30 protein-coding genes are annotated in these 25,095 nt (G+C 70.0%); 27 read left to right on the forward strand and 3 right to left on the reverse strand.

Annotated features, from left to right (window positions below; all coding sequences use genetic code 11):
* Nucleotides 1–239 precede the first annotated feature (239 nt).
* The 4 genes from E0497_RS12985 to E0497_RS13000 all read left to right on the forward strand — a co-directional run bounded on the left by E0497_RS12985 (nt 240) and on the right by E0497_RS13000 (nt 3,665).
* A complete protein-coding gene (locus E0497_RS12985) occupies nt 240–569 on the forward strand; it encodes a transglycosylase family protein (protein ID WP_137725220.1) in 330 nt (109 codons plus the stop codon).
* Nucleotides 570–689: 120 nt separating this feature from the next.
* Nucleotides 690–1,445 (forward strand): phosphoglyceromutase, encoded by a 756-nt coding sequence (locus tag E0497_RS12990; RefSeq protein ID WP_170312970.1) that lies wholly within the window; start codon nt 690–692, stop codon nt 1,443–1,445.
* Between the two features lie 265 nt (nt 1,446–1,710).
* On the forward strand, nt 1,711–2,943 hold the full coding sequence (locus tag E0497_RS12995; RefSeq protein WP_137725222.1) for a sensor histidine kinase: 1,233 nt from the start codon (nt 1,711–1,713) through the stop codon (nt 2,941–2,943).
* Between the two features lie 32 nt (nt 2,944–2,975).
* On the forward strand, nt 2,976–3,665 hold the full coding sequence (locus E0497_RS13000) for a response regulator transcription factor (protein WP_137725223.1): 690 nt from the start codon (nt 2,976–2,978) through the stop codon (nt 3,663–3,665).
* 77 nt (nt 3,666–3,742) lie between these two features.
* On the opposite strand, the gene E0497_RS13005 is transcribed toward E0497_RS13000, so the two are convergent.
* Nucleotides 3,743–4,573, reverse strand: a complete 831-nt coding sequence (locus E0497_RS13005) for a DUF3109 family protein (RefSeq protein WP_137725224.1) — start codon at nt 4,571–4,573, stop codon at nt 3,743–3,745.
* A gap of 33 nt (nt 4,574–4,606) precedes the next feature.
* Here E0497_RS13005 and E0497_RS13010 point away from each other — a divergent pair, with 33 nt between their 5' ends.
* From E0497_RS13010 to E0497_RS13055, 10 genes are all read left to right on the forward strand, one after another.
* Nucleotides 4,607–5,560 carry a Ppx/GppA family phosphatase gene (locus tag E0497_RS13010; RefSeq protein ID WP_137725225.1) on the forward strand — a complete coding sequence of 318 codons (954 nt, stop codon included), beginning with the start codon at nt 4,607–4,609 and terminating at the stop codon, nt 5,558–5,560.
* Complete coding sequence (locus tag E0497_RS13015) at nt 5,557–6,528, forward strand: hypothetical protein (protein WP_137725226.1); 972 nt, start codon at nt 5,557–5,559, stop codon at nt 6,526–6,528. The genes E0497_RS13010 and E0497_RS13015 overlap by 4 nt, the downstream gene beginning before the upstream one ends.
* Before the next feature lie 31 nt (nt 6,529–6,559).
* Nucleotides 6,560–7,402, forward strand: coding sequence for a sugar phosphate isomerase/epimerase family protein (locus tag E0497_RS13020; protein ID WP_137725227.1), 843 nt, complete (start codon nt 6,560–6,562; stop codon nt 7,400–7,402).
* A gap of 110 nt (nt 7,403–7,512) precedes the next feature.
* Entirely contained in the window at nt 7,513–8,196 is a 684-nt protein-coding gene (locus tag E0497_RS13025) for a MerR family transcriptional regulator (protein WP_137725228.1), read from the forward strand.
* A complete protein-coding gene (locus E0497_RS13030) occupies nt 8,193–9,041 on the forward strand; it encodes a thioesterase family protein (RefSeq protein WP_137725229.1) in 849 nt (282 codons plus the stop codon). The genes E0497_RS13025 and E0497_RS13030 overlap by 4 nt, the downstream gene beginning before the upstream one ends.
* An 81-nt stretch (nt 9,042–9,122) precedes the next feature.
* The gene (gene proC, locus E0497_RS13035) at nt 9,123–9,938 is read left to right on the forward strand and encodes a pyrroline-5-carboxylate reductase (protein WP_137725230.1); all 816 of its coding nucleotides are present in this window, start codon (nt 9,123–9,125) and stop codon (nt 9,936–9,938) included.
* A gap of 167 nt (nt 9,939–10,105) precedes the next feature.
* Nucleotides 10,106–10,336, forward strand: coding sequence for a helix-turn-helix domain-containing protein (locus tag E0497_RS13040; protein ID WP_137725231.1), 231 nt, complete (start codon nt 10,106–10,108; stop codon nt 10,334–10,336).
* 207 nt (nt 10,337–10,543) lie between these two features.
* Entirely contained in the window at nt 10,544–10,645 is a 102-nt protein-coding gene (locus E0497_RS13045) for a 30S ribosomal protein bS22 (RefSeq protein WP_003402602.1), read from the forward strand.
* Between the two features lie 187 nt (nt 10,646–10,832).
* Nucleotides 10,833–11,885 (forward strand): NAD-dependent epimerase/dehydratase family protein, encoded by a 1,053-nt coding sequence (locus E0497_RS13050; RefSeq protein WP_170312969.1) that lies wholly within the window; start codon nt 10,833–10,835, stop codon nt 11,883–11,885.
* Nucleotides 11,882–12,898 (forward strand): lysophospholipid acyltransferase family protein, encoded by a 1,017-nt coding sequence (locus tag E0497_RS13055; RefSeq protein ID WP_241665855.1) that lies wholly within the window; start codon nt 11,882–11,884, stop codon nt 12,896–12,898. Before E0497_RS13050 ends, E0497_RS13055 begins: the two co-directional genes overlap by 4 nt.
* A gap of 18 nt (nt 12,899–12,916) precedes the next feature.
* Here the strand turns inward: E0497_RS13055 and E0497_RS13060 are convergent, their stop codons facing one another.
* On the reverse strand, nt 12,917–13,963 hold the full coding sequence (locus E0497_RS13060) for an HAD family hydrolase (protein ID WP_137725232.1): 1,047 nt from the start codon (nt 13,961–13,963) through the stop codon (nt 12,917–12,919).
* Nucleotides 13,964–14,144: 181 nt separating this feature from the next.
* Here E0497_RS13060 and E0497_RS13065 point away from each other — a divergent pair, with 181 nt between their 5' ends.
* The 12 genes from E0497_RS13065 (at nt 14,145) to E0497_RS13120 (ending at nt 22,818) form a co-directional block, all read left to right on the forward strand.
* Nucleotides 14,145–14,417 carry a glutaredoxin family protein gene (locus E0497_RS13065; protein ID WP_137725233.1) on the forward strand — a complete coding sequence of 91 codons (273 nt, stop codon included), beginning with the start codon at nt 14,145–14,147 and terminating at the stop codon, nt 14,415–14,417.
* Between the two features lie 210 nt (nt 14,418–14,627).
* Nucleotides 14,628–15,446, forward strand: a complete 819-nt coding sequence (locus E0497_RS13070) for a redox-sensing transcriptional repressor Rex (protein WP_241665856.1) — start codon at nt 14,628–14,630, stop codon at nt 15,444–15,446.
* Nucleotides 15,443–16,813: a glutamyl-tRNA reductase gene (locus tag E0497_RS13075; RefSeq protein WP_137725235.1), complete on the forward strand. Its 1,371-nt coding sequence runs from the start codon at nt 15,443–15,445 to the stop codon at nt 16,811–16,813. The genes E0497_RS13070 and E0497_RS13075 overlap by 4 nt, the downstream gene beginning before the upstream one ends.
* Entirely contained in the window at nt 16,810–17,760 is a 951-nt protein-coding gene (gene hemC, locus E0497_RS13080; protein WP_137725236.1) for a hydroxymethylbilane synthase, read from the forward strand. Before E0497_RS13075 ends, hemC begins: the two co-directional genes overlap by 4 nt.
* A 72-nt stretch (nt 17,761–17,832) precedes the next feature.
* Nucleotides 17,833–19,398 carry a bifunctional uroporphyrinogen-III C-methyltransferase/uroporphyrinogen-III synthase gene (locus tag E0497_RS13085; protein ID WP_137725237.1) on the forward strand — a complete coding sequence of 522 codons (1,566 nt, stop codon included), beginning with the start codon at nt 17,833–17,835 and terminating at the stop codon, nt 19,396–19,398.
* Nucleotides 19,399–19,501: 103 nt separating this feature from the next.
* Nucleotides 19,502–20,479 carry a porphobilinogen synthase gene (hemB, locus tag E0497_RS13090; protein WP_137725285.1) on the forward strand — a complete coding sequence of 326 codons (978 nt, stop codon included), beginning with the start codon at nt 19,502–19,504 and terminating at the stop codon, nt 20,477–20,479.
* Complete coding sequence (locus E0497_RS13095; protein WP_137725238.1) at nt 20,476–21,111, forward strand: hypothetical protein; 636 nt, start codon at nt 20,476–20,478, stop codon at nt 21,109–21,111. Before hemB ends, E0497_RS13095 begins: the two co-directional genes overlap by 4 nt.
* 22 nt (nt 21,112–21,133) lie before the next feature.
* Complete coding sequence (locus E0497_RS13100; RefSeq protein WP_241665857.1) at nt 21,134–21,565, forward strand: hypothetical protein; 432 nt, start codon at nt 21,134–21,136, stop codon at nt 21,563–21,565.
* Nucleotides 21,537–22,028 carry a hypothetical protein gene (locus tag E0497_RS13105; protein ID WP_137725240.1) on the forward strand — a complete coding sequence of 164 codons (492 nt, stop codon included), beginning with the start codon at nt 21,537–21,539 and terminating at the stop codon, nt 22,026–22,028. Before E0497_RS13100 ends, E0497_RS13105 begins: the two co-directional genes overlap by 29 nt.
* Nucleotides 22,025–22,285 carry a hypothetical protein gene (locus E0497_RS13110; protein WP_241665858.1) on the forward strand — a complete coding sequence of 87 codons (261 nt, stop codon included), beginning with the start codon at nt 22,025–22,027 and terminating at the stop codon, nt 22,283–22,285. The genes E0497_RS13105 and E0497_RS13110 overlap by 4 nt, the downstream gene beginning before the upstream one ends.
* Complete coding sequence (locus tag E0497_RS13115) at nt 22,282–22,563, forward strand: metal-sensitive transcriptional regulator (protein WP_137725241.1); 282 nt, start codon at nt 22,282–22,284, stop codon at nt 22,561–22,563. Before E0497_RS13110 ends, E0497_RS13115 begins: the two co-directional genes overlap by 4 nt.
* 27 nt (nt 22,564–22,590) lie before the next feature.
* Nucleotides 22,591–22,818 carry a heavy-metal-associated domain-containing protein gene (locus tag E0497_RS13120; RefSeq protein ID WP_421958344.1) on the forward strand — a complete coding sequence of 76 codons (228 nt, stop codon included), beginning with the start codon at nt 22,591–22,593 and terminating at the stop codon, nt 22,816–22,818.
* On the opposite strand, the gene E0497_RS13125 is transcribed toward E0497_RS13120, so the two are convergent.
* Entirely contained in the window at nt 22,800–23,762 is a 963-nt protein-coding gene (locus tag E0497_RS13125) for a hypothetical protein (protein ID WP_137725242.1), read from the reverse strand. The two genes, E0497_RS13120 and E0497_RS13125, sit on opposite strands and share 19 nt — an antisense overlap.
* Nucleotides 23,763–23,893: 131 nt before the next feature.
* On the opposite strand from E0497_RS13125, the gene E0497_RS13130 reads away from it, so the two are divergent.
* The gene (locus E0497_RS13130; protein ID WP_137725243.1) at nt 23,894–25,093 is read left to right on the forward strand and encodes a PQQ-dependent sugar dehydrogenase; all 1,200 of its coding nucleotides are present in this window, start codon (nt 23,894–23,896) and stop codon (nt 25,091–25,093) included.
* Nucleotides 25,094–25,095: the final 2 nt, after the last annotated feature.

Below are 25,095 nucleotides of genomic sequence, written 5' to 3' on the forward strand. Positions count from 1 at the left end.
TCCCACAAAATCGATCCGTGACGTTCCCGTGATCCGCTCCTACGGTTGTAACCAGACCGAGACACACCGACTCGGAACGCACTACGCAAGTCCCCGACCCGCATTCACTGATCTGCCCCGCGGGATCGGGCCAGGCAAGACCACAGAGGGGCAGAGGCGAGACCCACCACGAGCCCGGACCGACCATCACGTCGTCCGACGGCCGTCTCGCCGACACCACGGAGAGGATCCACCCCGACATGGCCAAGTTCACCGCCAAGCGCACCCTCGGCACCATCGCCGCCACCGCCGCCCTCGTCGCCGCACCCCTCGCCATGAGCACCGGCACCGCCAACGCCGCCTCCGGCAACTGGGACGCCGTCGCACAGTGCGAATCCAGCGGCAACTGGTCCGCCAACACCGGCAACGGCTTCTACGGCGGCCTCCAGTTCACCGCCAGCACCTGGCAGGCCTTCGGCGGCTCCGGCATGGCCCACCAGAGCTCCCGCGCCGAACAGATCCGCGTCGCCGAGAACGTCCTCGCCGGCCAGGGCCGCGGCGCCTGGCCCGTGTGCGGCCAGTACCTCTGAGCCATCCACGCCTGACGGTCGGGCTGGGCTGAGCCCCCGTCTCCTCGGCTGAAGGGACCCTTCGTTCGCTCCTGGCGCACGAAGGGTCCCTTCAGCCGTCGCGGGGGACGTCATGCCAGGATTGACGCCATGAGTACCGGAACACTTGTGCTGCTCCGCCACGGCGAGAGCGAATGGAACGCGCTGAACCTGTTCACCGGCTGGGTGGACGTGCATCTGACCGACAAGGGCATGGCCGAGGGCAAGCGGGCCGGTGAACTGCTCGCCGAGCACGACCTGCTCCCGGACGTGCTGTACACGTCGCTGCTGCGTCGCGCGATCAGCACCGCGAACCTGGCGCTCGACGCGTGCGACCGGCACTGGATCCCGGTCGTGCGGGACTGGCGTCTGAACGAGCGCCATTACGGTGCGCTGCAGGGCAAGAACAAGGCGCAGACGAAGGCCGAGTTCGGCGAGGACCAGTTCATGCTGTGGCGTCGCAGCTACGACACCCCGCCGCCGGCGATCGAGGCCGGCAGCGAGTACAGCCAGGATCAGGACGCGCGGTACGCGGACCTGCCGGAGGTGCCGCTGACCGAGTGCCTGCTCGACGTCGTGAAGCGTCTGATCCCGTACTGGGACGAGACCATCGCCGCCGATCTGAAGGCCGGCAAGACGGTGCTGGTCACCGCGCACGGCAATTCGCTGCGCGCGCTCGTCAAGCATCTCGACGGCATCTCCGACGACGACATCGCGGGCCTGAACATTCCGACGGGCATCCCGCTGCGCTACGACCTGGACGAGAACCTGAAGCCGCTGAACCCGGGTGGCACGTACCTCGACCCGGAGGCCGCCGCTGCCGGTGCCGCCGCGGTCGCGAACCAGGGCGCCAAGTAGTCCGTCGCAGCTTTTCCGACCCCCGCGTTGTGCGCACGTGTTGCGGTGTTTCCCGTTCCGGGCCCGCGACAGGTGCGCGAAACGCGGGGGTTTCGGCGTTCCGGGCGCGACGAGTGCGCAAAACGCGAGGGAGACGGGGGAGACCGGTGCCGTCCGGCAAACACGCGGTGAACGAACGGAAAACGCCAGCTCTCGGCGTTGTGACGGGCAGGGTAACCTCAGCACCCGGGTTCGGGTGCATGTCGACCGAACGTACGATTCTGGTGTGACTGTTGTTCAGGCCGTACTGCTCGTCGTCGTAGCCGCTGTCGCCGGTTGCATCGTCGGTGGGGTGGTCGTCCCGCGCGTCGCGTCCCGGCACGCGCGGCGCCAGCAGTCGCAGGCGGGGCTGACGCTGTCGCAGGCACTCGATCTGATCGTCCGCACCTCCGAGAGCGGGATCGCGGTCGTCGACACGTTCAACGACGTCGTCCTGTCCAACCCGCGCGCCGACGAACTGGGTCTGGTCCGCAATCGGATGCTCGACGATCGGGCGTGGATCGCGGCCACCACCGTGTTCGAGACCGGGGAGTCGGCCGAGGTGGATCTGACGACCCGCACCGTGCACCGCGGGCGCGACCGGATGGCGGTCCGCGCCACCGTCCGACTGCTGACGGAGGAGGATCGACGGTTCGTCGTGGTGTTCGCCGACGACGACTCCGAACAGGTTCGGATGGAGGCCACCCGGCGCGACTTCGTCGCCAACGTCAGCCACGAACTCAAGACGCCCGTCGGCGCGATGGGTCTGCTCGCCGAGGCGCTCCTCGAATCCGCCGACGACCCCGACTCGGTCCGCTACTTCGGGCAGAAGGTGCTCAGCGAATCCGCGCGGCTCGGCAACATGGTCACCGAACTGATCGCGCTGTCCCGGCTGCAGGGCGCCGAGAAACTCCCCGACCTCGAGGTCGTCGACGTCGACGATGTCGTCACCGAGGCGCTGCGCCGGTCGGCCGTCGCCGCCGAGGCCGCCGAGATCACCGTCCACACCGACGCCCCCAGCGGCTTCGCCGTGATGGGGGACCGGACGCTGCTGGTGACCGCGCTGACGAACCTCGTCTCCAATGCAATCGCCTACTCCCCCAAGGGGACTCCCGTATCCGTGAGCCGGACGGTGCGCGGTGACGACATCGCGATCGCCGTCACCGACCGCGGCATCGGCATCGCCAAGGAAGACCAGGAACGCGTCTTCGAACGCTTCTTCCGCGTCGACAAGGCCCGCTCCCGCGCCACCGGCGGCACCGGTCTCGGACTCGCGATCGTCAAGCACGTCGCCGCCAACCACAACGGGTCCATCGACCTGTGGAGCCGGCCCGGCACCGGATCGACGTTCACCCTGCAGATCCCCGGCCACTTCGACGCCGCAGCTGTCACAGCCGCTGCCGCGTCGACCATCGGCGACGGCACCCCGGTGCCCGAACCCCACCGACCCGCAATGATCGACAAGAGGGCCGCATCGTGACACGGTGCGACCGAGAGCCTGGAGGGCAACCGTTGACGAGTGTGCTGATCGTGGAGGACGAGGAATCGCTGGCCGAGCCGCTCGCATTCCTGCTCCGCAAGGAGGGTTTCGACACCACCGTCTGCGGTGACGGGCCGTCCGCCCTGGCCGAATTCGAACGTTCCGGCGCCGACATCGTCCTGCTCGACGTCATGCTGCCCGGTATGAGCGGCACCGACGTGTGCAAGCAGCTGCGGATCCGCTCGTCGGTCCCGGTCATCATGGTCACCGCCCGCGACAGTGAGATCGACAAGGTCGTCGGACTCGAACTCGGCGCCGACGACTACGTCACCAAGCCGTACTCGGCGCGGGAGTTGATCGCCCGCATCCGTGCAGTGCTGCGCCGCGGCACCGACGCCGAGTCCGACACCGTCGGTGGGGACGGCGTCCTCGAGGCCGGCCCGGTCCGCATGGACGTCGAACGTCACCTCGTGCACGTCTCCGGGGATCCGGTGTCGTTGCCGCTCAAGGAATTCGATCTGCTCGAATACCTGCTGCGCAACTCCGGACGCGTCCTCACCCGCGGGCAGCTCATCGACCGGGTGTGGGGTGCCGACTACGTCGGCGACACCAAGACCCTCGACGTCCACGTCAAGCGGCTGCGCGCCAAGATCGAAGCCGACCCGGGCAAGCCGCAGCACCTGGTGACCGTCCGCGGCCTCGGCTACAAGCTCGAGGAGTGACCGACCCCCGGGGTGGCCGAATGTCACACGCGTTCAGTTGGACTGAACCGGTGTGACATTCGGCCACCCCCGGGGCGTCAGGCCTGCGCGTCCTGCGCGGCCTTCTCCTGCGCGATCGTCGTCGCGGGATGCACCGCGATCAGACCCAGTCCCTGCCGGCGCCGGCACAGCGACGCCAACGCGTCGTACGCGGGTTTGCCGAGCAGTTCGGTGAGTTCCGGTGCATACGACTGCCACACCGGCTTGCTGCCGACGTGGGCGTCCGGGGAACCGGAGCAGTACCACTCGAGGTCCTCGCCGCCCTCACCCCAGCCGCGACGGTCGTACTCGGTGATCGTCGTCTCGAGGATCTGCTCACCGTCCGGCCGGTCCACCCACTCCTGGGTGCGCCGGATCGGCAGCTGCCAGCACACGTCCGGCTTCACCTCGAGCGGCTCGATGCCCTTGCGCAGCGCCATCCCGTGCAGCGCGCAGCCGATACCGCCCGCGAACCCGGGACGGTTGAGGAAGATGCACGCCCCCTTGTAGCGACGGGTGCGCAGTGCCGGCTCGTCCTCGAGATCGTCCTCCTCGACGTAGCCCTTCTTGCCGAGACCCTTCTCCATGAACTGCCAGTCGTCGGGTGTGAGCATCTTCACGGACGCGTCGAGCTTCTCGCGATCCTCGTCGTCGGACAGGAACGCGCCGTGCGAGCAGCAGCCGTCGTCAGGCCGGTCGACGACGGTGCCCTGGCATGCGGGCGTGCCGAACACGCAGGTCCAGCGCGAGAGAAGCCACGTCATGTCGGCTTTGATGGTGTGTTCGGGATTGTCGGGATCGACGAACTGGACCCACTCGCGCGGGAAATCCAGCTCGACTTCCGGGGCGGGTACAACCTTGTGGGAGCCGCCGGTGCTGCCTGCTGTCACAGTGCCCGACGGTAGACCCAGTACCGTAGCCGTGTGCGCCTTGGGGTACTCGACGTCGGAAGCAACACCGTCCACCTGCTCGTGGTGGACGCACATCGTGGTGGGCACCCCACCCCGATGAGTTCCACCAAGTCCGCGTTGCGGCTGGCCGAGAACACCGACGACCGGGGCGACATCACCGCCGTGGGCGCAGACAGGCTGGTCGAGACGGTGCGGGACTTCTCCGGGATCGCACAGTCGTCGGGCTGTGGTGAGCTGATGGCGTTCGCGACGTCCGCGGTCCGCGACGCCAACAACTCCGAGGCCGTCCTGTCCCGGGTGCGTGCCGAGACCGGTGTGAACCTCGAGGTGCTGTCCGGTGTCGACGAGGCCCGGCTGACGTTCCTCGCGGTCCGACGCTGGTACGGCTGGAGCGCCGGCCACATCCTCAACCTCGACATCGGCGGCGGCTCGCTGGAGCTGACCTACGGCGGCGACGAGGACCCCGAGGTCGCGTTCTCGCTGCAGCTCGGTGCCGGACGCCTCACCCGGGACTGGTTGCACGGCGACCCGCCGGGCAAGCGTCGCGTCGCCGTCCTGCGGGACTGGCTCGACGCCGAACTCGCCGGCCCCGCCAAGGAACTCCGCGCCGCCGGCCCCGCCGACCTGCAGGTCGGCACCTCCAAGACTTTCCGCTCCCTCGCCCGACTCACCGGCGCCGCCCCCTCCGGGGCCGGTCTGCGCGTCAAGCGCACCCTCACCGCGAGCGGTCTGCGACAGCTGATCGCCTTCATTTCGCGGATGACGGCATCGGACCGTGCAGAATTGGAGGGCGTGAGTTCCGACCGCTCCCAGCAGATCGTGGCCGGGGCTCTCGTTGCGGAGGCAAGCATGCGCGCCCTGGGCATCGACACGCTCGAGATTTGCCCGTGGGCGCTGCGTGAGGGTCTGATTCTTCGCAAGCTCGATACGGACATGGGTGGAGAACTGGTGGTGAGCGCTCGATGACGGAGCCCGAAGGTGACAGCCAGGCGATCTCGGTTGCGGAACTGTTGGCCCGCAACGGGCAGAGCGTCGGCGGTGGCGGCGGCAGCAGCAGCGGCGGTCGACGACGCCGAGGCGTCAAGGGCGGCATCTCCGTCGCCGAACTGACCGGCGAGTTCCCGATCGTCCGCAAGCATCGTGCCGTCGTCGTCGACGACGAGGCGGCCGCCGACGCGATGCCGGTCGTGGACGCAGTGGATGTCGTGGACGTCGCGCCCGTTGTGGACGAGACGCCCGAGAAGCCGGCCGAGCCGGAGACACTCGTCGTACCGGAGGCGCCCGTCGCACCGGAGGCGCCGGCCGCGCCGGAGAAGCCGGCGGCAGTCGTCGTGGCGGACTCGCCGACCGTCGTCACACCGGCCGTCGTCACACAGACCGTCGTCGTGCCGACCGTGACCGCGGCGTTCCCGGCACCGAGCAAGGTTCCGAGCCCGGCCCCGGATCAGGACGCGGCCGCGACGACCGTCATCCCGCAGGTGCAGGTCCTCGCGCACAGTGAAGCGCCGGAACCGCAGCTGCTGTCCGGGCAGACGGTCGCCGGTGAGCTGCTGCGTCAGGGCCGTGACACCGCCGACACTGCTGACGCCGCCGACATCGCCGGCGCCACCGAGACATCGGGTGCCGCCACGGAATCGGACGACGACCTCGTCGTGCCGGAACCGGAATCGGGCGGTGCCAGGCAGTGGGCGTTGCTGCTCGGCCAGGGTGTCGTCGCCGTCGTCGCCGGTGCACTGATGTTCAAGGGTTTCGAGAAGCTGTGGGACATGCTGCCGATGGTGGCGCTGGTGCTCGCGGTACTGGTGATCGTCGGACTGGTCGCGATGGTGCGGATCCTGCGCCGCACCGACGACATCACGAGCCTGGTGATCGCACTCGTCGCGGGTGTCTTCGTCACCCTCGGTCCGCTGGCGTTCCTGCTCAGCACGAGCTGACTGGGCACCGGCGGAGGGAAGAGGGACGCGCATGCCGGACCGCAAGATCCTGGTGGGGCTGTCCACCGCGTCCGTCTACCCGGAGAACACCGAGTCGGCGTTCCGGTACGCGGCCGAGGTCGGCTACGACGGCGTCGAACTGATGGTGTGGGCGGAGTCCGTCAGCCAGGACATTCCGGCGGTGCAGCGACTGGTCCGCAAGTATGCGGTGCCGGTGCAGGCCGTCCACGTGCCGTGCCTGCTGATCTCGCAGCGGGTGTGGGGGCCGGACCCGGTCGCGAAGCTGGACCGGTCCGCGGAGGCGGCCGAGGCGCTGGGGGCGTCGAACATCGTGGTGCATCCGCCGTTCCGCTGGCAGCGTCGCTACGCCGACGGGTTCGCCGACCAGGTCGCGGCCCTCGAGGAGAAGACCGGCGTCGTCGTCGCGGTGGAGAACATGTTCCCGATGCGGGCCGACAGTTTCTTCGGCGGCAAGGAGAAGTCGGCGCAGCGGTTGCGCCGGCGGGGCGGTCCGGGTGCGGCGCTGTCGGCGTTCAGCCCGTCCTACGATCCCACCGATTCGGGCTACCGGCACTACACCCTCGACCTGTCGCACACCGCGACCGCGGGAATGGACGCGATGGAGTTGGCGCGGCGCATGGGGCCGGGGCTGTCGCATCTGCATCTCGCGGACGGCCGCGGCGCGTCCGTCGACGAACACCTGATCCCCGGTCACGGCACCCAACCGTGCGTGGAGGTGTGCCGGCACCTGGTCGACAGCGGATTCTCCGGCCAGGTCGTCGTCGAGATCAACACCCAGAATGCCCGGACGCGGCCGGAACGGGCGGCGATGCTCGGGCAGGCGTTGAGTTTCGCGCGCGAGAACCTGCGCTGATCCCCGAGGAACACAGGGTGGGGTAGCCACGGCCCTTATTGGATAGTAGAACTATCCAATAAGGTTCGACGTCGACCGGCACGCCGACGCCGCCGAGAGGGGAGACCGCGATGCGGGTGTCCGAACTGGTGGCCGCCAGCGGCGTGCCCCTGGCCACCGTCAAGTACTACCTGCGCGAGGGACTGCTCATGCCCGGCACGCCCCGCAGTGCGACACAGGCCGAGTACGGCGAACAGCACGTGCGACGCCTCGCCCTCGTCAAGGCCCTCGTCGGTGTCGGACTGCCGCTCGGCAAGATCCGCGTCGTCGTCCGTCTGATCGACCGTCCCGCCGACACCGTCTTCGAAACCGTCGGCCGCGCGATCGCCGCCCTGCCGCCGTACCCTGCCGACGACGACGTCCCGGCCGCCGGCCATCCCCGCGCGCGGGCCGTCCTCGACCGCATCGGTCAGGTGTACGACCCGTCGTATCCCGTTGTCGCGCAACTCGAACGGGCCCTGGCCGCCGCCGAGACCGTCGGCCTGCCGATGACCGACGAACGCCTCGACGTGTACGCGCGGCACATCCGCGCCATCGCCGAGATCGACCTCGACCTCATGCCCACCGACTCCGTCGAATCGGCGATCGAGTACGCGGTCCTCGGCACCGCCATCTACGAACCCGTCCTCGCCGCCCTGCGCCGACTCGCCCACCAGGACATCGGTGCCGGCCGGTTCGGCTCCGGCACCTTCGACGATTTCGCGCCACCCGCAGCATCCCCCGACCCCACCCCCGACAGGCAGGACCGACCGTGACCGACCACCCCTTTCTGGACCTCACCACTCTCACCACGGCCGGGTCCGGCCACTACACCGCCCACATCGACCCCATCTGGACCATCGGCCCCAAGGTGCACGGCGGCAGCATGATGGCGGTGTGCGCGGCCGCGGCCCTGCGCGAACTCACCGAGACGGCCCAGGCGGACCTCCCCGTCGACCCGGCGGTCGCGCCCCTCGCCGTCAGCGCCAACTACCTCGCCGCCCCCGACCCCGGCGACGTCGACGTGGTCGCCACCGTCCGCAAGCGCGGCCGGCAGGTCTCGCTCGTCGACGTCGAACTGTCCCAGGCCGGCCGGCCCGCCGTACACGCCGCCGTCACCCTCGGCGTCCCCGACGCGGGCGACCCGCACTACGTCGAGTCGCACGTGCTCGACGGACTGCCCGCCGAACCGTCCGCCGACGCGCAGGCGATGACCGCCGACCATCCGATGGCGCAGGTCGTGCACCTGTCACAGGGCTGCGACCTGAGCGTCGACGGCTCCTCCGCACACTTCCTGCGCGGCCGGCAGGGCGAACCGCAGGTCCGGATGTGGGCGCGGCCGTGGCCCGCCGACGAGGAGGATCCCGCCACCGCGGCACTGTTCGCGATCATGACCGGCGACATCTGCGCGCCGGTCACCATGAACCGCGGCATCTTCGGGTGGGCGCCGACCGTGCAGCTCACCACCTACCTGCGCCGCCGCCCCGCCCCCGGCTGGCTCCGGGTCATGGCCAGCTCCACCGTCCTCGGCGACACCTGGTTCGAAGAAGACCACACCGTTCTCGACTCCACCGGCGCCGTCGTCGTGCAGAGCCGCCAGCTCGCGATGATCCCGAGGTGAGCAGCGGAGCTGCCTGTGCGCCTTTTTGGTAGTGGGTACTACCAAAAAGGCGCACAGGTGCGAAGCGCCTACGCTGTCCGCATGACGAGAATTGCGGTGATCGGTGGCGGCAAGATCGGTGAGGCCCTGATCTCGGGACTGTTGCAGGGTGGTCACGCGACGCGGGACCTGGTTGTCGCCGAGCAGTACGAGCCGCGGGCGCAGGAGTTGTCCGCGGCGTACTCGATCCGCGTCACGACGATCGAGGACGCCGCTGAGGGCGCGGACGTGATCGTGGTGGCTGTGAAGCCGACGGATGTCGATGCGGTGCTCGCCGCGCTCGGCAAGGTCGACCTCGACGGTGCGCAGGAGCAGATGCTGGTCTCGCTCGCGGCCGGTATCCCGACGGTGCGCTACGAGGTGAAGCTGCCCGCCGGGTTCCCGGTGGTGCGGGTCATGCCGAACACTCCGATGCTGGTGGGGCAGGGTGCGAGCGTTCTCGCTCCGGGCCGGCACGTCAAGGCCGAGCATCTCGATCTGGTGCGGTCGATCCTGGGGGCCGTCGGCACCGTCACCGTCGTCCCGGAGTCGCAGATCGACGCGGTCACCGCGGTGTCCGGTTCCGGTCCCGCGTACTTCTTCCTTGTCGTCGAGGCGATGATCGATGCCGGTGTGGCGCTCGGCCTGACCCGGGCGACGGCGAGCGAACTGGTGGTGCAGACGATGGTCGGGTCGGCGGCGATGCTCGCCGAGTCGGGGGAGAACGCGCACGAGTTGCGGGCCGCGGTCACCTCGCCGGGTGGCACGACGGCGGCGGCCGTACGTCAGCTCGAACGCGGGGGCCTGCGCACCGCGTTCTACGACGCACTCGCCGCGGCCCGGGACCGCTCGGCCGAGCTGGGAAGCACGACCGACTAGGTCTCGATTCGCGATCTTGTTTGTCACACCCGTCGCATCGTTCCCTCTGGTCCCGCTAAGCTCGGGGCAGCACGTGCGTGTCTGTTCCGCCGGAGGGGAAGCCGGCGGCGCGACATGTGCCGGAGGTAAGTGGACAGATGGGATCTGGAGAGAATCCGGCAAGCCCGATGAAGCCGGCCAAAGTGGAAAACCGGGACGGTGTCGGCGGGACGAGTCTCGCCGCGACACAGTTCCTCACGGTCGCGGAGGTCGCGGCCCTGATGCGAGTCTCGAAGATGACGGTGTACCGGCTCGTGCACAGTGGCGAGTTGCCGGCGGTGCGCGTCGGACGCTCGTTCCGGGTGCACGCGAAAGCGGTGCACGACTATCTCGAAACCTCGTATTTCGACGTCGGCTGACACGTCGCCGGACGGGTCGGGAACCTCGGTTTTCGCCGAGCCCACCCGTCCCGGTACGATCGTGAGTCGTCGTACCAGCCAGCCGGTGTCCGTCAGGCGCTGGGGTCGTGAGAGCGGCCAGTGGCAAACGAGGCCTGAAGCGCCAGTAAATGACACAGGCGTACGTGACCGGCGTGCGCTGAACGCTAGAGAAGAGGGACACCCACCATGGGTTCAGTGATCAAGAAGCGTCGCAAGCGTATGTCGAAGAAGAAGCACCGCAAGCTGCTCCGTCGCACGCGCGTCCAGCGTCGGAAGCTCGGTAAGTAAGCCTCCGCGGCTTCACGAGCTCGAATGCCCGTCACCGATTCCGGTGGCGGGCATTCGCGCGTCCGGGGGGCTGCCGCGACAGACCGGTCGTGCGCGTGTTGCCACCGTGTAAATGCTCGCGTCGAACCCGTCCCCGGCCCCCGGTTTTCGTTAGGCTCGCCTCAGGGCGACGAGAGTGGGGGTCACGGTGAGTCCTGACGAGCGTGGGGTGCAGCCGCCGAAGGTGGTGCTGGTGACCGGCGCCAGCCGGTTCCCGGGCGGGTTCCTGGTGTCGCGGCTCGCGCAGGACCCGTCGATCGAGCGGGTCGTCGCGGTCGACGCCGTCTCACCCAGCAAGGACATGATGCGGCGGATGGGCCGCGCCGAGTTCGTCCGCGCCGACATCCGCGGCCCGCTCATCGGGAAGGTGATCCGCGGGGCCGAGGTCGACACGGTCGTGCACGCGTCGACCGTCGCGCAGGCCCCGAAGTCCGGCAGTCGGGCGGCGATGAAGGACATGAACGTCATCGGTGCGATGCAGTTGTTCGCCGTCTGCCAGAAGGCGCCGAGCGTCCGGAAGGTGGTGCTGCGGTCCGCGTCCGCGGTGTACGGCAGCAGCGCGAAGGACCCGGCCAAGTTCACCGAGGAGATGAGCGCGCGCCGGCCCCCGCAGGGGGCGTGGGCCCGCGACTGCATCGACATCGAGGGCTACGCCCGCGGTCTCGGTAGGCGCCGCCCCGACATCGCCGTGTCGATCCTGCGGTTGGCGCCGCTCATGGGTCCACGCCGGCACGGCTGGGTGGCGCGGTACCTGTCGTCGCCGATCGTCCCGAGCATCCTGGGCCGGGACGCCCGCATGCAGTTGCTGCACGAGGAGGACGCGCTCGCGGTGCTGCACCGGGCGACGGTCGCCGGCCCGTCCGGGACGTTCAACGTCGCCGGGGACGGGGCGGTGATGATGTCGCAGGCGATCCGCCGGGCCGGACGCGTCGAGGTGCCGATGCCGTTCGCGTTGTTCCGCAGCGTGGGGCGGGCACTGACCGGATCCCAGATGGCGTCGTTCACCCGTGAACAGCTCGACTACTTCCATTTCGGGTGCGGCCTCGACACCACCCGCATGCGTACCGAACTCGGCTTCGAGCCGCGCTGGACGACGCTGCAGGCGGTCGACGACTTCGTCCGCGGCAGCGGGCTCGAACCGGTGATCGATCCCGGCTGGGTGGACCGGGTCGAGTCGACGATGATCAGGGGACTCTCGTGAACGACGTGGCGAAGGTGATTCCACTGCACGGCGGCCCGGACCGCCGGCGCACGGTGCAGCATCCGGCGTCGTCCGCCCCGGAACCGGCGACCACCCCGGACATCGGCGGGACATCGGAGGGCGCCGCCGGGCCGGACCCGCGTCCCGCGTCCCCGCTGGACGGGCTGCGCAGCCGGGTCGTCGGTCAGGTCACCGGTGCGGCCGGATTCGTGCGACGGCGCCTCGCCGGCGACTACGAGGTCGACGAGTTCGGGTACGACCCGCACTTCACGGACGCGGTGTTCCTGCCGGCGCTGCGCCCACTGTTCGAGAAGTGGTTCCGGGTGGAGACGGTCGGTGTGGAGAACATTCCCGCCGAGGGCGGCGCGCTGGTCGTCGCCAACCATGCGGGGGTCGTCCCGATCGACGCACTCATGACGTCGGTCGCCGTCCACGACCACCATCCGCGGCAGCGGGCGCTGCGGATGCTCGCCGCCGACATGGCGTTCGAGATGCCGGTGGTCGGCAACATCGCCCGCAAGGCCGGGCACACCCTCGCCTGCCACCCGGACGCCGAACGGCTGCTGCGCGGCGGTGAGGTCGCCGCGGTGTTCCCGGAGGGGTTCAAGGGCATCGGGAAACCGTTCTCCGAGCGCTACAAACTGCAACGCTTCGGCCGCGGCGGGTTCGTGTCCGCGGCGATGCGGGCGGGCGTGCCGATCATCCCGTGCTCGATCGTCGGATCCGAGGAGATCTACCCGAAGATCGGTGACATCGCACCGCTCGCCCGGTTGCTGAACATGCCGTACTTCCCGGTCACGCCGCTGTTTCCGCACCTCGGGCCGCTCGGGCTCGTGCCACTGCCGTCCAAGTGGTACATCGAGTTCGGCACCCCGATCGTCACCGACACCTACGATCCCGCCGAGGCCGACGACCCGATGGTGCTGTTCGAGGTCACCGACCACGTCCGGGAGACGATCCAGCAGACCCTCTACCGGCTGCTGGCGCGGCGCGGCAACGTCTTCCTGGGCTGACGCGCGAGGCCGGCGGGCTCAGCGGGCCGCGAGCGCCCGTTCCCGCCGTCGGCTGAGGATCGCGCCGACGGCGCCGCCGATCGCACCGATCAGCAGTGCCGTCGGGATCCCGACCTTCGCGGCCTTGCGTCCGGTGCGGAAGTCCCGCACCTCCCAGCTGCGGTTCTTCGCGAGCTCACGCAGGTCCGCGTCCGGGTTGACGGCGACGGCGGTGCCGACGAGCGACAGCATCGGGACGTCGTTGTAGCTGTCCGAGTAGGCGGTGCACCGCTTGAGGTTCAGGCCCTCCCGGATTGCGAGGGTGCGCACCGCGTGCGCCTTCCCGAGACCGTGCAGGATGTCGCCGACGAGCCGACCGGTGAACACGCCGTCCTCGCTCTCGGCGACGGTCCCCAGCGCGCCCGTCAACCCGAGCCGTTTCGCGATCACCTGCGCCAGTTCGACGGGGGTCGCGGTCACCAGCCACACCTGCTGGCCGGCGTCGAGATGCATCTGCGCGAGCGCCCGGGTGCCGTCCCAGATCTTGTCGGCGATGACCTCGTCGTAGATCTCCTCGCCGAGGCGGGCCAGTTCGGCGGTGGAGCGGCCCGCGACGAACGACAGCGCCTTCTCCCGGCCCTGCGCGACGTCGTCGCTGTTCTCCTTGCCGGTGACCCGGAACTTGACCTGCTTCCACGCGAAGTCGAGCAGGTCGGACGTCTTGAGGTATTTGCGGGCGGCGAGGCCGCGGGCGAAGTGGATGATCGACGCGCCCTGCACCATCGTGTTGTCGACGTCGAAGAACGCGGCGGCGGTCAGGTCACGGGGGACCGTGGGCGCCGGCGGCTCGGCGGGTTCGGTGGGCTCGATCGACGGTTCGGGGATCGTCGCGGCCTCGGCGATCTCGGTGAGTTCGGCCTCCTGCAGCGCGAGCGCGGCGTCGGCGCTGGCCTCCCCGGCGACGTTGGCGCGCAGTTCGGCCGCGCTCGGGCCCAGCAGATTCCGGATCCGGCGGCGGCCGGGGCGCAGGATCCCGGACACGCCCACACCGAACCTCGCGCCGATCGGCAGTGATCGCCCAGGCACACGCACCTCCTGTGTCGCTGACACCTGCCGCTCACCCTAGCCGGGCGAACCGCGGGGATCCCGGCGGATGCACCCCGCGTCGTCGGCGTGTGATGTTCGTCTCGAAACGTGCCGGTCGGGAACTCGGCGGTGACCGCGCCGGTGATCGGGCACCGGTCGTGGGTGGGGGAGACTGGACCGCATGGATCAGTCGCGGCATCGGATCACCCTGCTCACTCGCGCGGGTTGCGGCGCGTGCGTTCCCGCCCGGGAACTGCTCGACGGGATCTGCGGCGAGTTCGATCTGGAACTGACCTGCATCGACGTCGACGAAGCGGCGTCGGAGCAGCCGGATCTGCGGGCCGAGTACGGCGACCGGTTGCCGGTCGTTCTGCTCGACGGCAGGGAGCACAGCTACTGGGAAGTCGACGAGGATCGGCTGCGCGCGGACCTCGCGGACCGTTCCGTGGGCTGAAATCCGGTCCGGCCTCGGCGCGCCGACGGGGGAGTGGGGTGGGTCACCTTCGGCAACCGGAAACGATCACGGTGCAGGTGAGAGCACGTGCGGCGGCCGTCGGGCAACTTTGTGCATGGCTTCACAAGCGGTTACCGTGGTGTGAACAAATCCCCCGGCGCTTCCGTGGAAGGCCGGGGTACACGGCCGACCGGACGAGGAGCCATCGACGTGACCGAACAGCACCGGACTCGGGGGGCATCGGCCCGCGGTGTCACCGGGGCTGCCCCGTCCGCTTCCCGTCGCAGGAACGCATCGGCTGCGACGCCTGTTCCCCGGCAACGTGATCTCCCCCAGGCTACGGTGACGCGTCTGGCGACGTACCTGCGGGTCCTGGGTGTGCTCGCCGACGACGGTGTGCTCATCGTGTCGAGCGAGGAACTGGCCACCGCGTCGGGTGTGGGTTCGGCCAAGCTCCGCAAGGATCTGTCGTACCTGGGTCCCAACGGTGTTCGTGGCGTCGGCTACGACGTCACCCGGCTGCGGGCCCGGATCGAATCGGCGCTCGGACTGGACCGCGGGCATCGCGTCGTCCTGATCGGTGTCGGCAATCTGGGCCGGGCCCTGGCCGGGTACGGCGGTTTCGACCGCCGCGGCTTCTCCATGGTCGGTCTGTTCGACAACGATCCGGCGTGCATCGGCACCCGTATCGGCGCACTGGCGGTGCGGGACGTCGCCGAACTCGCCGACGCGTGCCGCGAACTCGATCCGACGATCGGCGTCATCGCGACCCCCGACGCCGCCGCGCAGGACGTGTGCGACCAGCTCGTCGCCGCCGGTCTGCGCTGCATTCTCAGTTTCTCTCCCCTCACGCTCGAGATCCCCGACCACGTGGAGTTGCGCCGGGTCGATCTCGCGATGGAGATGCAGGTCCTCTCGTTCAACATGGCGCGTAATACGCCGCCGGACGAGTCGGATAGTTCCCAGATTCCCGCCGCGACTGCGGCGGTCGGCGTTTCGACCGGAAATGGATCGGTGATCAGGTCGTGAGTGTGCTTCTCGTCGGGATCTCGCATCGCAGTGCTCCCGTCTCCGTCCTCGAGCGGATCGCGGTCACGGACACCGACCGCCCCAAGCTGACGGACAAGATGCTGGCCTCGGCCCACATCTCGGAGGCGATGATCGTCTCGACGTGCAACCGCATCGAGATCTATGCGGTCGTCGGCGCGTTCCACGGCGCCCTCACCGACATCAGTGAGTTGCTCTCCGCGCATTCGGGACTCGCCCTCACCGAACTGCACCAGCACGCGTACGTCCGCTACAGCGAGGCCGCCGCCGAGCACCTGTTCGCGGTCGCCGGCGGGCTCGACTCGATGGTCGTCGGCGAGCAGCAGATCCTCGGCCAGATCCGGACCGCGTACGCCGCCGCCGACGCGCAGCAGGCCGCCGGGCGGGCGCTGCACGAACTGGCGCAGCAGGCACTGCGGGTCGGCAAGCGGGTGCACTCGGAGACCGGGATCGACGCCGCCGGCGCGTCCGTCGTGTCCGTCGCCCTCGACCGGGCCGCCGGGATCCTCGGCGACGGTGGACTGGCCGGGCGCACCGCCGTCGTGCTCGGCGCCGGCGCGATGGGCAGCCTGTCGGTCGCGCATCTCACCCGCGCCGGTATCGGCCGCATCCTCGTCGTCAACCGCACCCGGGCCCGCGCCGAACACCTCGCCGCCACCGCGGCGGGCAACGGTGTCGACGCGACCGCGATCGACTTCGACGACCTGTCGGCGGCGATGGCCGACTCGGACGTCCTCGTCACCTGCACCGGCGCGGTCGGCTCGGTCGTCACCCTCGCCGACACCCACCGCGCCCTCGCCGGTACCGGCAGGGACGGGAACCGTCCGCTGGTGATCTGCGACCTCGGCCTGCCCCGCGACGTGGAACCGTCCGTCGCCGGACTGCCGGACGTCGTCGTGCTGGACATGGCTGCGCTGCAACGGGATCCGGCTGCCGGGGCCGCCGCGTCCGACGCCGAAGCGGCCCGTGCGATCGTCGCCTCCGAACTGTCCCAGTACCTGGCGTCGCAGCGACTCGCGGAGGTCACCCCCACCGTGACGGCGCTGCGCCGACGTGCCGCCGAGGTGGTCGAGGCGGAACTGATGCGCCTCGACTCGCGGCTGCCCCTCGCGGATCCGCAGCGCGACGAGGTCGCCAACACGGTGCGCCGCGTCGTCGAGAAACTGCTGCACGCGCCGACGGTGCGGGTCAAACAACTCGCGTCCGCCCCCGGCGGCGACTCGTACGCGGCCGCGCTGCGCGAACTGTTCGAGCTGAGCCCCGGCGTGGCCGAGGCCGTCGCCTCTCCCACCGACCTCGGTGAGTTCCCGGCCGGGAGCGGTGTCACCGGAAAGGATGTGCAGGCATGAGCGTCCTGCGAATCGGAACCCGTGGCAGCCTGCTGGCCACGACGCAGGCAGGCACCGTGCGGGACGCGTTGATCGCGGCCGGGCATCCCGCCGAACTGGTGATCATCACGACCAAGGGTGACGTCACCGCCGGCCCGGTACAGCGCATCGGCGTCGGTGTCTTCGTCGCCGAACTGCGTGAGGCACTGCTCGCCGGCGACGTCGACGTCGCCGTGCACTCCTTCAAGGACCTGCCGACCGCGCAGCCCGACGACCTGACGATCGCTGCGGTCCCCGTCCGGGAGGATCCGCGGGACGCGCTCGTCGCCCGGGACGGACTCGTCCTCGGCGAACTGCCGCCCGGATCGAAGGTCGGCACGTCCGCGCCGCGCCGCCGCGCCCAACTGCGCGCCCTCGGACTGGGCCTCGAGATCGAGCCGCTGCGCGGCAACATCGACACCCGTATCGGCAAAGTGGCGTCCGGGGAACTCGACGCGATCGTGATCGCCCGCGCCGGCCTGTCCCGGATCGGCCGCGCCGACGTCATCACCGAAACCCTCGAACCGGTGCAGATGCTGCCGGCGCCGTCGCAGGGCGCGCTGGCCGTCGAATGCCGCACCGACAACCCGGAACTGGTCGCGGTGCTCGCGCAACTCGACGACGCGGCCGCCCGCGCCGCCGTCGTCGCCGAGCGGGCACTGCTCGCCGAACTCGAGGCAGGCTGCACGGCCCCGGTCGGCGCGATCGCCGAAATCGTCGAATCGCTCGACGACGACGGTCGGGTGTTCGAGGAACTGTCGGTGCGCGGCTGTGCCGCCGCACTCGACGGCTCCGATGTGATCCGGGCGAGTGCCGTGGGGGCGCCCGAACGTGCGGACGAGCTGGGGCGTGCGGTGGCACGCGAACTCCTCGACCTCGGTGCACGAGACCTGATGACAACTGGTGCGGACGGTGATGCCGATGCTTGACCGGATACACCCCCGACGACCCGATATTGCACTTTTTCCCCATCGACATGACACCGCACTGGAGAACTACCGATGAGCCGAGTCCGTAAGAACAGCCCCGGACGGATCCTCTTCGTGGGATCGGGTCCCGGCGACCCGGCGCTGCTCACCGTCCGCGCGCGGGACGTCCTCGCGTCGGCGGCGCTGGCCTTCACCGACCCCGACGTCGACAAGGGCGTCACCGCGCTGGTCGGCACCGAGCTCGGACACCACCCCGAGACCGGTGAGCCGATCGCCGAGGTCCGGCCCGCACTGGGTGAGCCCGCCGAGGTCGCCAAGACCCTCGTCGCCGAGGCGAAGAACGGCCACGACGTGGTCCGTCTCGTCGCCGGTGACCCACTGACATCCGATTCGGTGATCGCCGAGGTCAACGCAGTCGCCCGCACCCAGGTGGTGTTCGAGGTGCTGCCCGGCCTGCCGTCCGGGTCGACCGTCCCGAGCTACGCCGGCATGGCGCTCGGCTCCACCCACACCGAGGCCGACGTGCGCGGCGAGGTCGACTGGAAGGCGCTGGCCGCCGCCCCCGGCCCGCTGGTGCTGCACGCGAGCGCCGCGCACCTCGCCGAGACCGCGAGCGCACTCGTCGAGCACGGGCTGGCCCCGCAGACCCCGGCCGCGATCACCGTCCGCGGCACCACCCGGCAGCAGCGCACCGTCGAGGCGACCCTCGCGACCCTCAACGAGACCGGCTCCGAACTGGTCGGCCCGCTCATCGTCACCGTCGGCAAGATCGTCGGACAGCGCAACAAGCTGTCCTGGTGGGAGTCCCGCGCCCTGTACGGCTGGACCGTCCTGGTGCCGCGCACCAAGGAACAGGCCGCCGACATGAGCAACCGGCTCGTCACACACGGCGCCATCCCCATCGAGGTGCCGACCATCGCGGTCGAGCCGCCCCGCAGCCCCGCCCAGATGGAGCGGGCCGTCAAGGGCCTGGTCGACGGCCGCTTCCAGTGGGTCGTGTTCACCTCCACCAACGCGGTCCGCGCCGTGTGGGAGAAGTTCGAGGCATTCGGCCTCGACGCCCGCGCCTTCTCGGGTGTGAAGATCGCCTGCGTCGGCGAAGCCACCGCGGAGAAGGTCCGCTCGTTCGGCATCAACCCGGAACTGCTGCCGTCCGGTGAACAGTCCAGCGAGGGCCTGCTCGCCGACTTCCCGCCCTACGACGAGGTGTTCGACCCGGTCAACCGGGTCCTGCTGCCGCGCGCCGACATCGCCACCGAAACCCTCGCCGAGGGCCTGCGCGAACGCGGCTGGGAAATCGACGACGTCACCGCCTACCGCACCGTGCGGGCGGCGCCGCCGCCGGCCGAGACCCGCGAAATGATCAAGACGGGTGGCTTCGACGCCGTGTGCTTCACGTCGTCGTCGACCGTGCGCAACCTCGTCGGCATCGCCGGCAAACCGCACGCCCGCACGATCGTCGCGTGCATCGGCCCCAAGACCGCCGAGACCGCCATCGAGTTCGGTCTGCGCGTCGACGTCCAACCGGAGACCGCGCAGATGGGTCCCCTCGTCGAGGCGCTCGCCGAGCACGCCGCCCGACTGCGCGCCGAGGGCGCACTGCCCCCGCCGCGCAAGAAGTCCCGCGCCCGGCGCTGACATCGCTGTGCGCCTTTTTGGTAGCTGGAGCTACCAAAAAGGCGCACAGGCCCGACGAAGGAGGGCTGTGTCCCCTGTGTCCCCTGTGTCCCCTGTGTCCCCCATCTTCCCCACCCGTCGTCCCCGCCGTCTGCGGGGGACGCCGGCGTTGCGCCGGTTGGTTGCCGAGACGTCGTTGGAGCCGCGGCATCTGGTGCTGCCGATGTTCGTCGCCGACGGTATCGACGCGCCGCGGCCGATCTCGTCGATGCCGGGCGTCGTCCAGCACACGCTCGATTCGCTGCGGGCGGCCGCGTCCGATGCGGTCGCCGCGGGGGTCGGCGGGCTGATGCTGTTCGGGGTGCCGCGCGAGGAGGACAAGGATGCGTGCGGGTCGGGGGCGACGGATCCGGGCGGCATCCTCAATCGGGGGCTCGCTGCGCTGGCGGCCGATCTCGGTGACGCGACGGTCCTGATGGCCGACACGTGTCTCGACGAGTTCACCGCGCACGGGCACTGCGGTGTCCTCACCGCCGACGGGCGTGTCGACAACGATGCGACGCTGGCCCGCTATGTGGACATGGCGGTCGCGCAGGCCGATGCGGGCGCGCACCTGCTCGGACCGAGCGGCATGATGGACGGCCAGGTCGCCGCGATCCGTGCGGGTCTGGATGCGGCCGGTCACATCGACGTCGGACAGTTGGCGTATTCGGCGAAGTACGCGTCCGCGTTCTACGGACCGTTCCGGGAGGCTGTCGGATCGTCCCTGGAGGGGGACCGTCGCACCTATCAGCAGGATCCGGCGAACCGCCGTGAGTCGTTGCTCGAGGTGGATCTCGACCTCGCCGAGGGTGCGGATCTGGTGATGGTCAAGCCGGCCATGGCGTATCTGGACGTGTTGCGTGAGGTCGCGGACCGGTCGACGGTGCCGGTGGCCGCCTACCAGATCTCCGGCGAGTACGCGATGATCACCGCGGCCGCGCAGAACGGCTGGATCGACCGGGACGCCGCGATCCTCGAATCGCTGCTGAGCATCCGTCGCGCGGGTGCCGACATCGTCCTCACCTACTGGGCCGCCGAGGCGGCAGGATGGCTGGCATGAGCGAACAGTGGCCCGGATCGTCCCAGTCGCCGGGGCAGCCCCCGCAGCAGCCGGATCCGTGGCCCGGTACGCCGCAGTATCCGACGGGCCAGTACCCGGCCGGGCAGTACCCGATGCCGCCGGCGGCGCCGGAGCACAAGCCGGTGCCCACCGATGTGGCGACGGCGTTCCAGTTGTGGCTCGGGGTCGCGGGCCTCGGCGTCGTCTATCTGATCTCGGCGCTGGCGTTCGTGTACAGCGACCGGACGACGTTCGTCGACCAGCTGATGGACGAGTTCGCGAAGCAACCCGACGTGCAGGTGACGCGGGAACAGGCCGAACAGCTGCTGGTGTTCGGACTCGTCGGCACCGGGATCCTGATGACACTCGTCCTGGGCGGTCTGACGCTGCTGCTGGCGTTCAAGATGCGCAAGGGCCGCAACTGGGCGCGGATGCTGCTCACGATGGCCGGCGTGTTCACGGTGTTCTCCGCGCTGCCCACCCTGTTCGGGGTGGGCGCGGCGACCGGGGGAGCGGCGCTCGTCATGGGCGGCGCCGGCATCCTGCAGGCCGTCGTCGCGGTCGGGGCGATCGTCCTGATGCACCGCAAGGAATCCAACGCGTACTTCCTGAACCTGCCGCCGGCGCGCTGAGCCGATGCTTCAAGATGGGGAAGTGAGTTCACCGATCCCCCCGACCCCACGGACCCCCCGCACCGTCGTCGCCGCCTACTGGATCTGGGTGGTGTGTGGCGCCGCGATGGTACTGATCGGGTTGCTCGCGGCCACCACGTCGGCGGACGCGATCGAGGAACGCATCGGATCGACCGCCGACTCGTTCGTGTGGCTGCTGCGGATACTCGGCGTCCTGTCGCTGCTGGCGGGCATCGTCATCGGTTTCCTCGCCGCACCCGCGAGCGGGGGACGACCCCGTCTGCGGAACATCGTGGTGGCACTGTCCGGTGCGTTCGCGGCCGCGGTGACCGTGTTCATCGCACTCGGAATGCTCACCCCGGTGCTGCTGCCGCTGCCGGTACTGCTGATCGTCGCTGACGTGCTGGTGTACCGGGAGGGTGCGCGTGAGTGGTACCGCAGCAACACCGACTGACCCGGACGTCCTGTTCGAGGAGTCGGGTGGACGCTGGCGGACCGTCGTGTACGGGCCGCTGATCTGCGTCGTCGCTCTCGTGATCGAACTGTTCACCGGTCCGGTCGTGCACTGGTTCGCGCTGCCCCTGTTCGCGGTGATCCTCGCCGGGATCGTCGCCGTCCAGGTGGTCGCCGCCCGCCGGCACGTGACCGTGACACTCACCCGGGAGATGCTGCGGCAGGGGGCCGAGGAACTCCCGGTCGCCGACATCGCGGCTGTTCTGCCGAAGGCCGACCTGTACGCCGACGACCCGCAACGCTGGGAGAGTTCCCGCAGCCTCGGGGAACTGTCCGGTATCCCGCGCCGACGGAAGGGGATCGGGTTGCGTCTGCGCGACGGATCTCTGGTGCAGGCGTGGGCCCGCGACGACGACGGCCTGCGCGACGCGCTCCTCGACTGCACGACGGGGACGCGATCGTGAGGTGGGGTGTGGTGGAGGTCGTGGCCGCTGCCGCGGCGGCGGTTCTCGCAGTGTTGTGCTGGCGGCAGGGCATGACGACCGCCGAGTTCGGGCCGCTGCTGCCGGGGGCGCCGTCGTACACCGTCACGCAGTACTCCGGCAGTTGGATCAGCGGCGCATTCGCGGCCGTCCTCGCCGCGGGACTGCTCGTGCTCGACGCCGGACGGCGTCTCGTCACCTCCCGAAAGGTACCCACCGGGGGTACCATCGGGGCATGAACGGATACACCCCGCAGCAGGACGACCTCCTCAAGCGCCTCCGACGCATCGAGGGTCAGGTGCAGGGCATCTCCCGCATGATCGCCGACGACCGCTACTGCATCGACGTGCTCACCCAGGTGTCCGCCGCGACGTCGGCACTGCAGTCGGTGTCGCTGAAACTGCTCGAATCGCACCTCGCGGGATGCGTCGTCGAGGCCGCGAAGAAGGGCGGCCCCGAAGCCGACGCGAAGGTCAAGGAAGCATCCGACGCGATCGCCCGCCTCGTGAAATCCTGACGTGGCATCCTGAGACGGAACCCTGAAGTGGAACTCCGGGAGGAGACCGTCGTGCAACACGCCTACACCGTCAAGGGCATGACCTGCCAGCACTGCGCCGCCGCCGTCACCGAGGAACTCGGTGCGCTCGTCGGCGTCCGGAACGTCGACGTCGACGTCGATGCCGGACGCGTCATCGTCACCAGCACCGGCCCACTCGACACCATCTCCGTCGCCGCCGCCGTCAAGGAAGCCGGCTACGAGATCGTGTGCTGAGTCAGGGCGTGCTGGAGGACGCCGAGAGATTCGGCGTCGAGTTCTCCGTCGGGTAGATTCACCGCCCAGTCGAAGCCGTCGGTCGACCAGCGGTGGATCGTGCCGTGCGCTCGCCGCAGCACCCACGGCTGGTCGGATGCCGGACGGCGGGCCAGCATCAGATGCGTGGCACCGGCACCGATCGCGGCCTGGAACGCGCCGGTGTCCTCGTCGAGTTCGAGCATCCGCTCGAGGCGTAGTGCCGTCGGAATCCGCAGCGTCGGCAACTCGTCCGCGACGTGGATGCGGAACCAGTCCAGCCTGCTCTCGTGTTCCCGGCGCCGCTCCTCGCCGCGGGAGCGTCCCTCCTCGTCGACGTCGCGCGACGGGCCGGTCCACGTGAACACGGCGGGGTCGATCGGCTCGCCGACCGTGACCTCGGTGTAGGCGACGTGGTGCCCGCCCGCGGTGTTGCTCTCGGAGAGCACGGCCCCGCTGGCCCGGTCGACCAGGAGGCGCAGCAGTCCCTCCTTGCGGGGTGGGGGTGCGAGATCCACGACCCAGCAGTTCCGGCCGAGGAACTCGACCTCCCGGATCGGCCCGGCCGGGCGGGCGTAGTCGTCGCCGACCCAGTCGCGGGAGTTGCGGGTGAACACCACTTCGCGGCCGGTGCCGAGATAGCGGACCTGACCGATCGTGCCGCGCAGCGGCGGCTGCTCGGTGCCGTCGAATTTCCATGCGGTCTCGCCGTCCGTGACGAACAGCGGCTGCTCGCCCAAGGTTTCGATGCGGACCTTCGCGCCGTCCCGCCAGATCCGGACGGCGTCACCGATGCCGACGAATATCGGCGACCCTCCCATGAACGCGAGGTTCTCCGGCTCGTCCGACGTTCTCCGGACGACACCCCGGATCGGCAGGCTCGGCCCGTCGGTCATGGTCACCAGGACTTCCACCCACGTCGTCATCGTGTCTGCTCCACGGCGCCCAGTGTGCCTCGAGTGTCCGGAAACAGTCTGTCGCCACGCGGTTTTCGGCACACGCGGGCCGCTGTCGTGTCGTAGCGTGGGCCGCGACACCGACGGTGGGAGGGGCGATCGTGCGGACTGTGGTCAGGACAGTGGGGGTGGTCGCCGCGGCGGCGGTCGTGTCGATCGGGTCGGTGTCGGCGGCGTGCGCGGACCCGGCAGCACCGGTGCCGGATCTCGAGGTGACCACGGTCCTGGACGGTCTCGTCAGGCCGTGGGATGTGGTGGTCGCCCCGGACGGGGCGATCCTCACCGGGGAGCGGTCGGGCCGGTTCGTCGTGAAACGTGCCGACGGCAGCAGCGGCGAGGTGGCCGCCGACCTGTCCGATCTGTACGCCGAGGGCGAGACCGGCCTCATGGGCATCGCACTCGCCGCCGATTTCGCGTCCGGTCGCACCGTGTACACGTGCCAGGGACATCGCGGCACGGCCGGCGACTCCGTCGACACCGGATCACTCGGCAGTGTGACCGGCAGTCTCGGCGGCAACGACAACGGCACCGACATCCGCGTCGTGTCCTGGACGGTCGATCCCGGATGGACGACCCTCACCCGCACGGGTGACGTGCTCACCGGCATCCCGGTCGGTGAGGGCGGCCGGCACGGCGGTTGCCGGATCCTCGCGCACCCCGACGGCACCCTGTACGTCGGCACGGGCGACTCGGCGAACCCGACGGTGCCGCAGGATCGGACGGTCCTCGGCGGCAAGGTGTTGCACATCGACGCCGACGGCAGCCCCGCCGTCGGGAACCCGGACCCGGGCAGCCCGGTGTTCACACTCGGGCACCGCAACTCGCAGGGCCTGGCCTTGCAACCGGATTCCGGCCGGCTGTACAACATCGAGCAGGGCACGGACCGCGACGACGAGGTGAACCTCCTCGCGGCCGGCGACAACTACGGGTGGCGTCCGGACCGGATCCCGTTCGTGTACGACGAATCCGTGCCCATGACCGACCCCGTCCGGGTTCCCGGCGCGGTTGCCGCCGTGTGGAGTTCCGGCAAGCCCACCATCGCCACCCCCGGCGGCACCTTCGTCGACGGCGCAGCCTGGGGTGCGTGGGACGGGGCGCTCGCCGTCACCAGTCAGCAGGCGAAGAAGCTTCTGCTGCTGCAACTCTCGGGCGACGGCCGTAGCGTCGTCGGCGCCGCGTCGGTGCTCGAGGGCGAGTACGGCCGACTCCGGTCGGCCACCCGCATGCCCGACGGCAGCCTCCTCGTCACCACCGACAACGGCTCCGGCGACCAGGTGCTGTGGGTGAGCCCGCAGGGGTAGGG

The organism is Prescottella subtropica, assembly GCF_005434945.1.
In the GTDB taxonomy this organism is placed as follows: Bacteria; Actinomycetota; Actinomycetes; order Mycobacteriales; family Mycobacteriaceae; genus Prescottella; species Prescottella subtropica.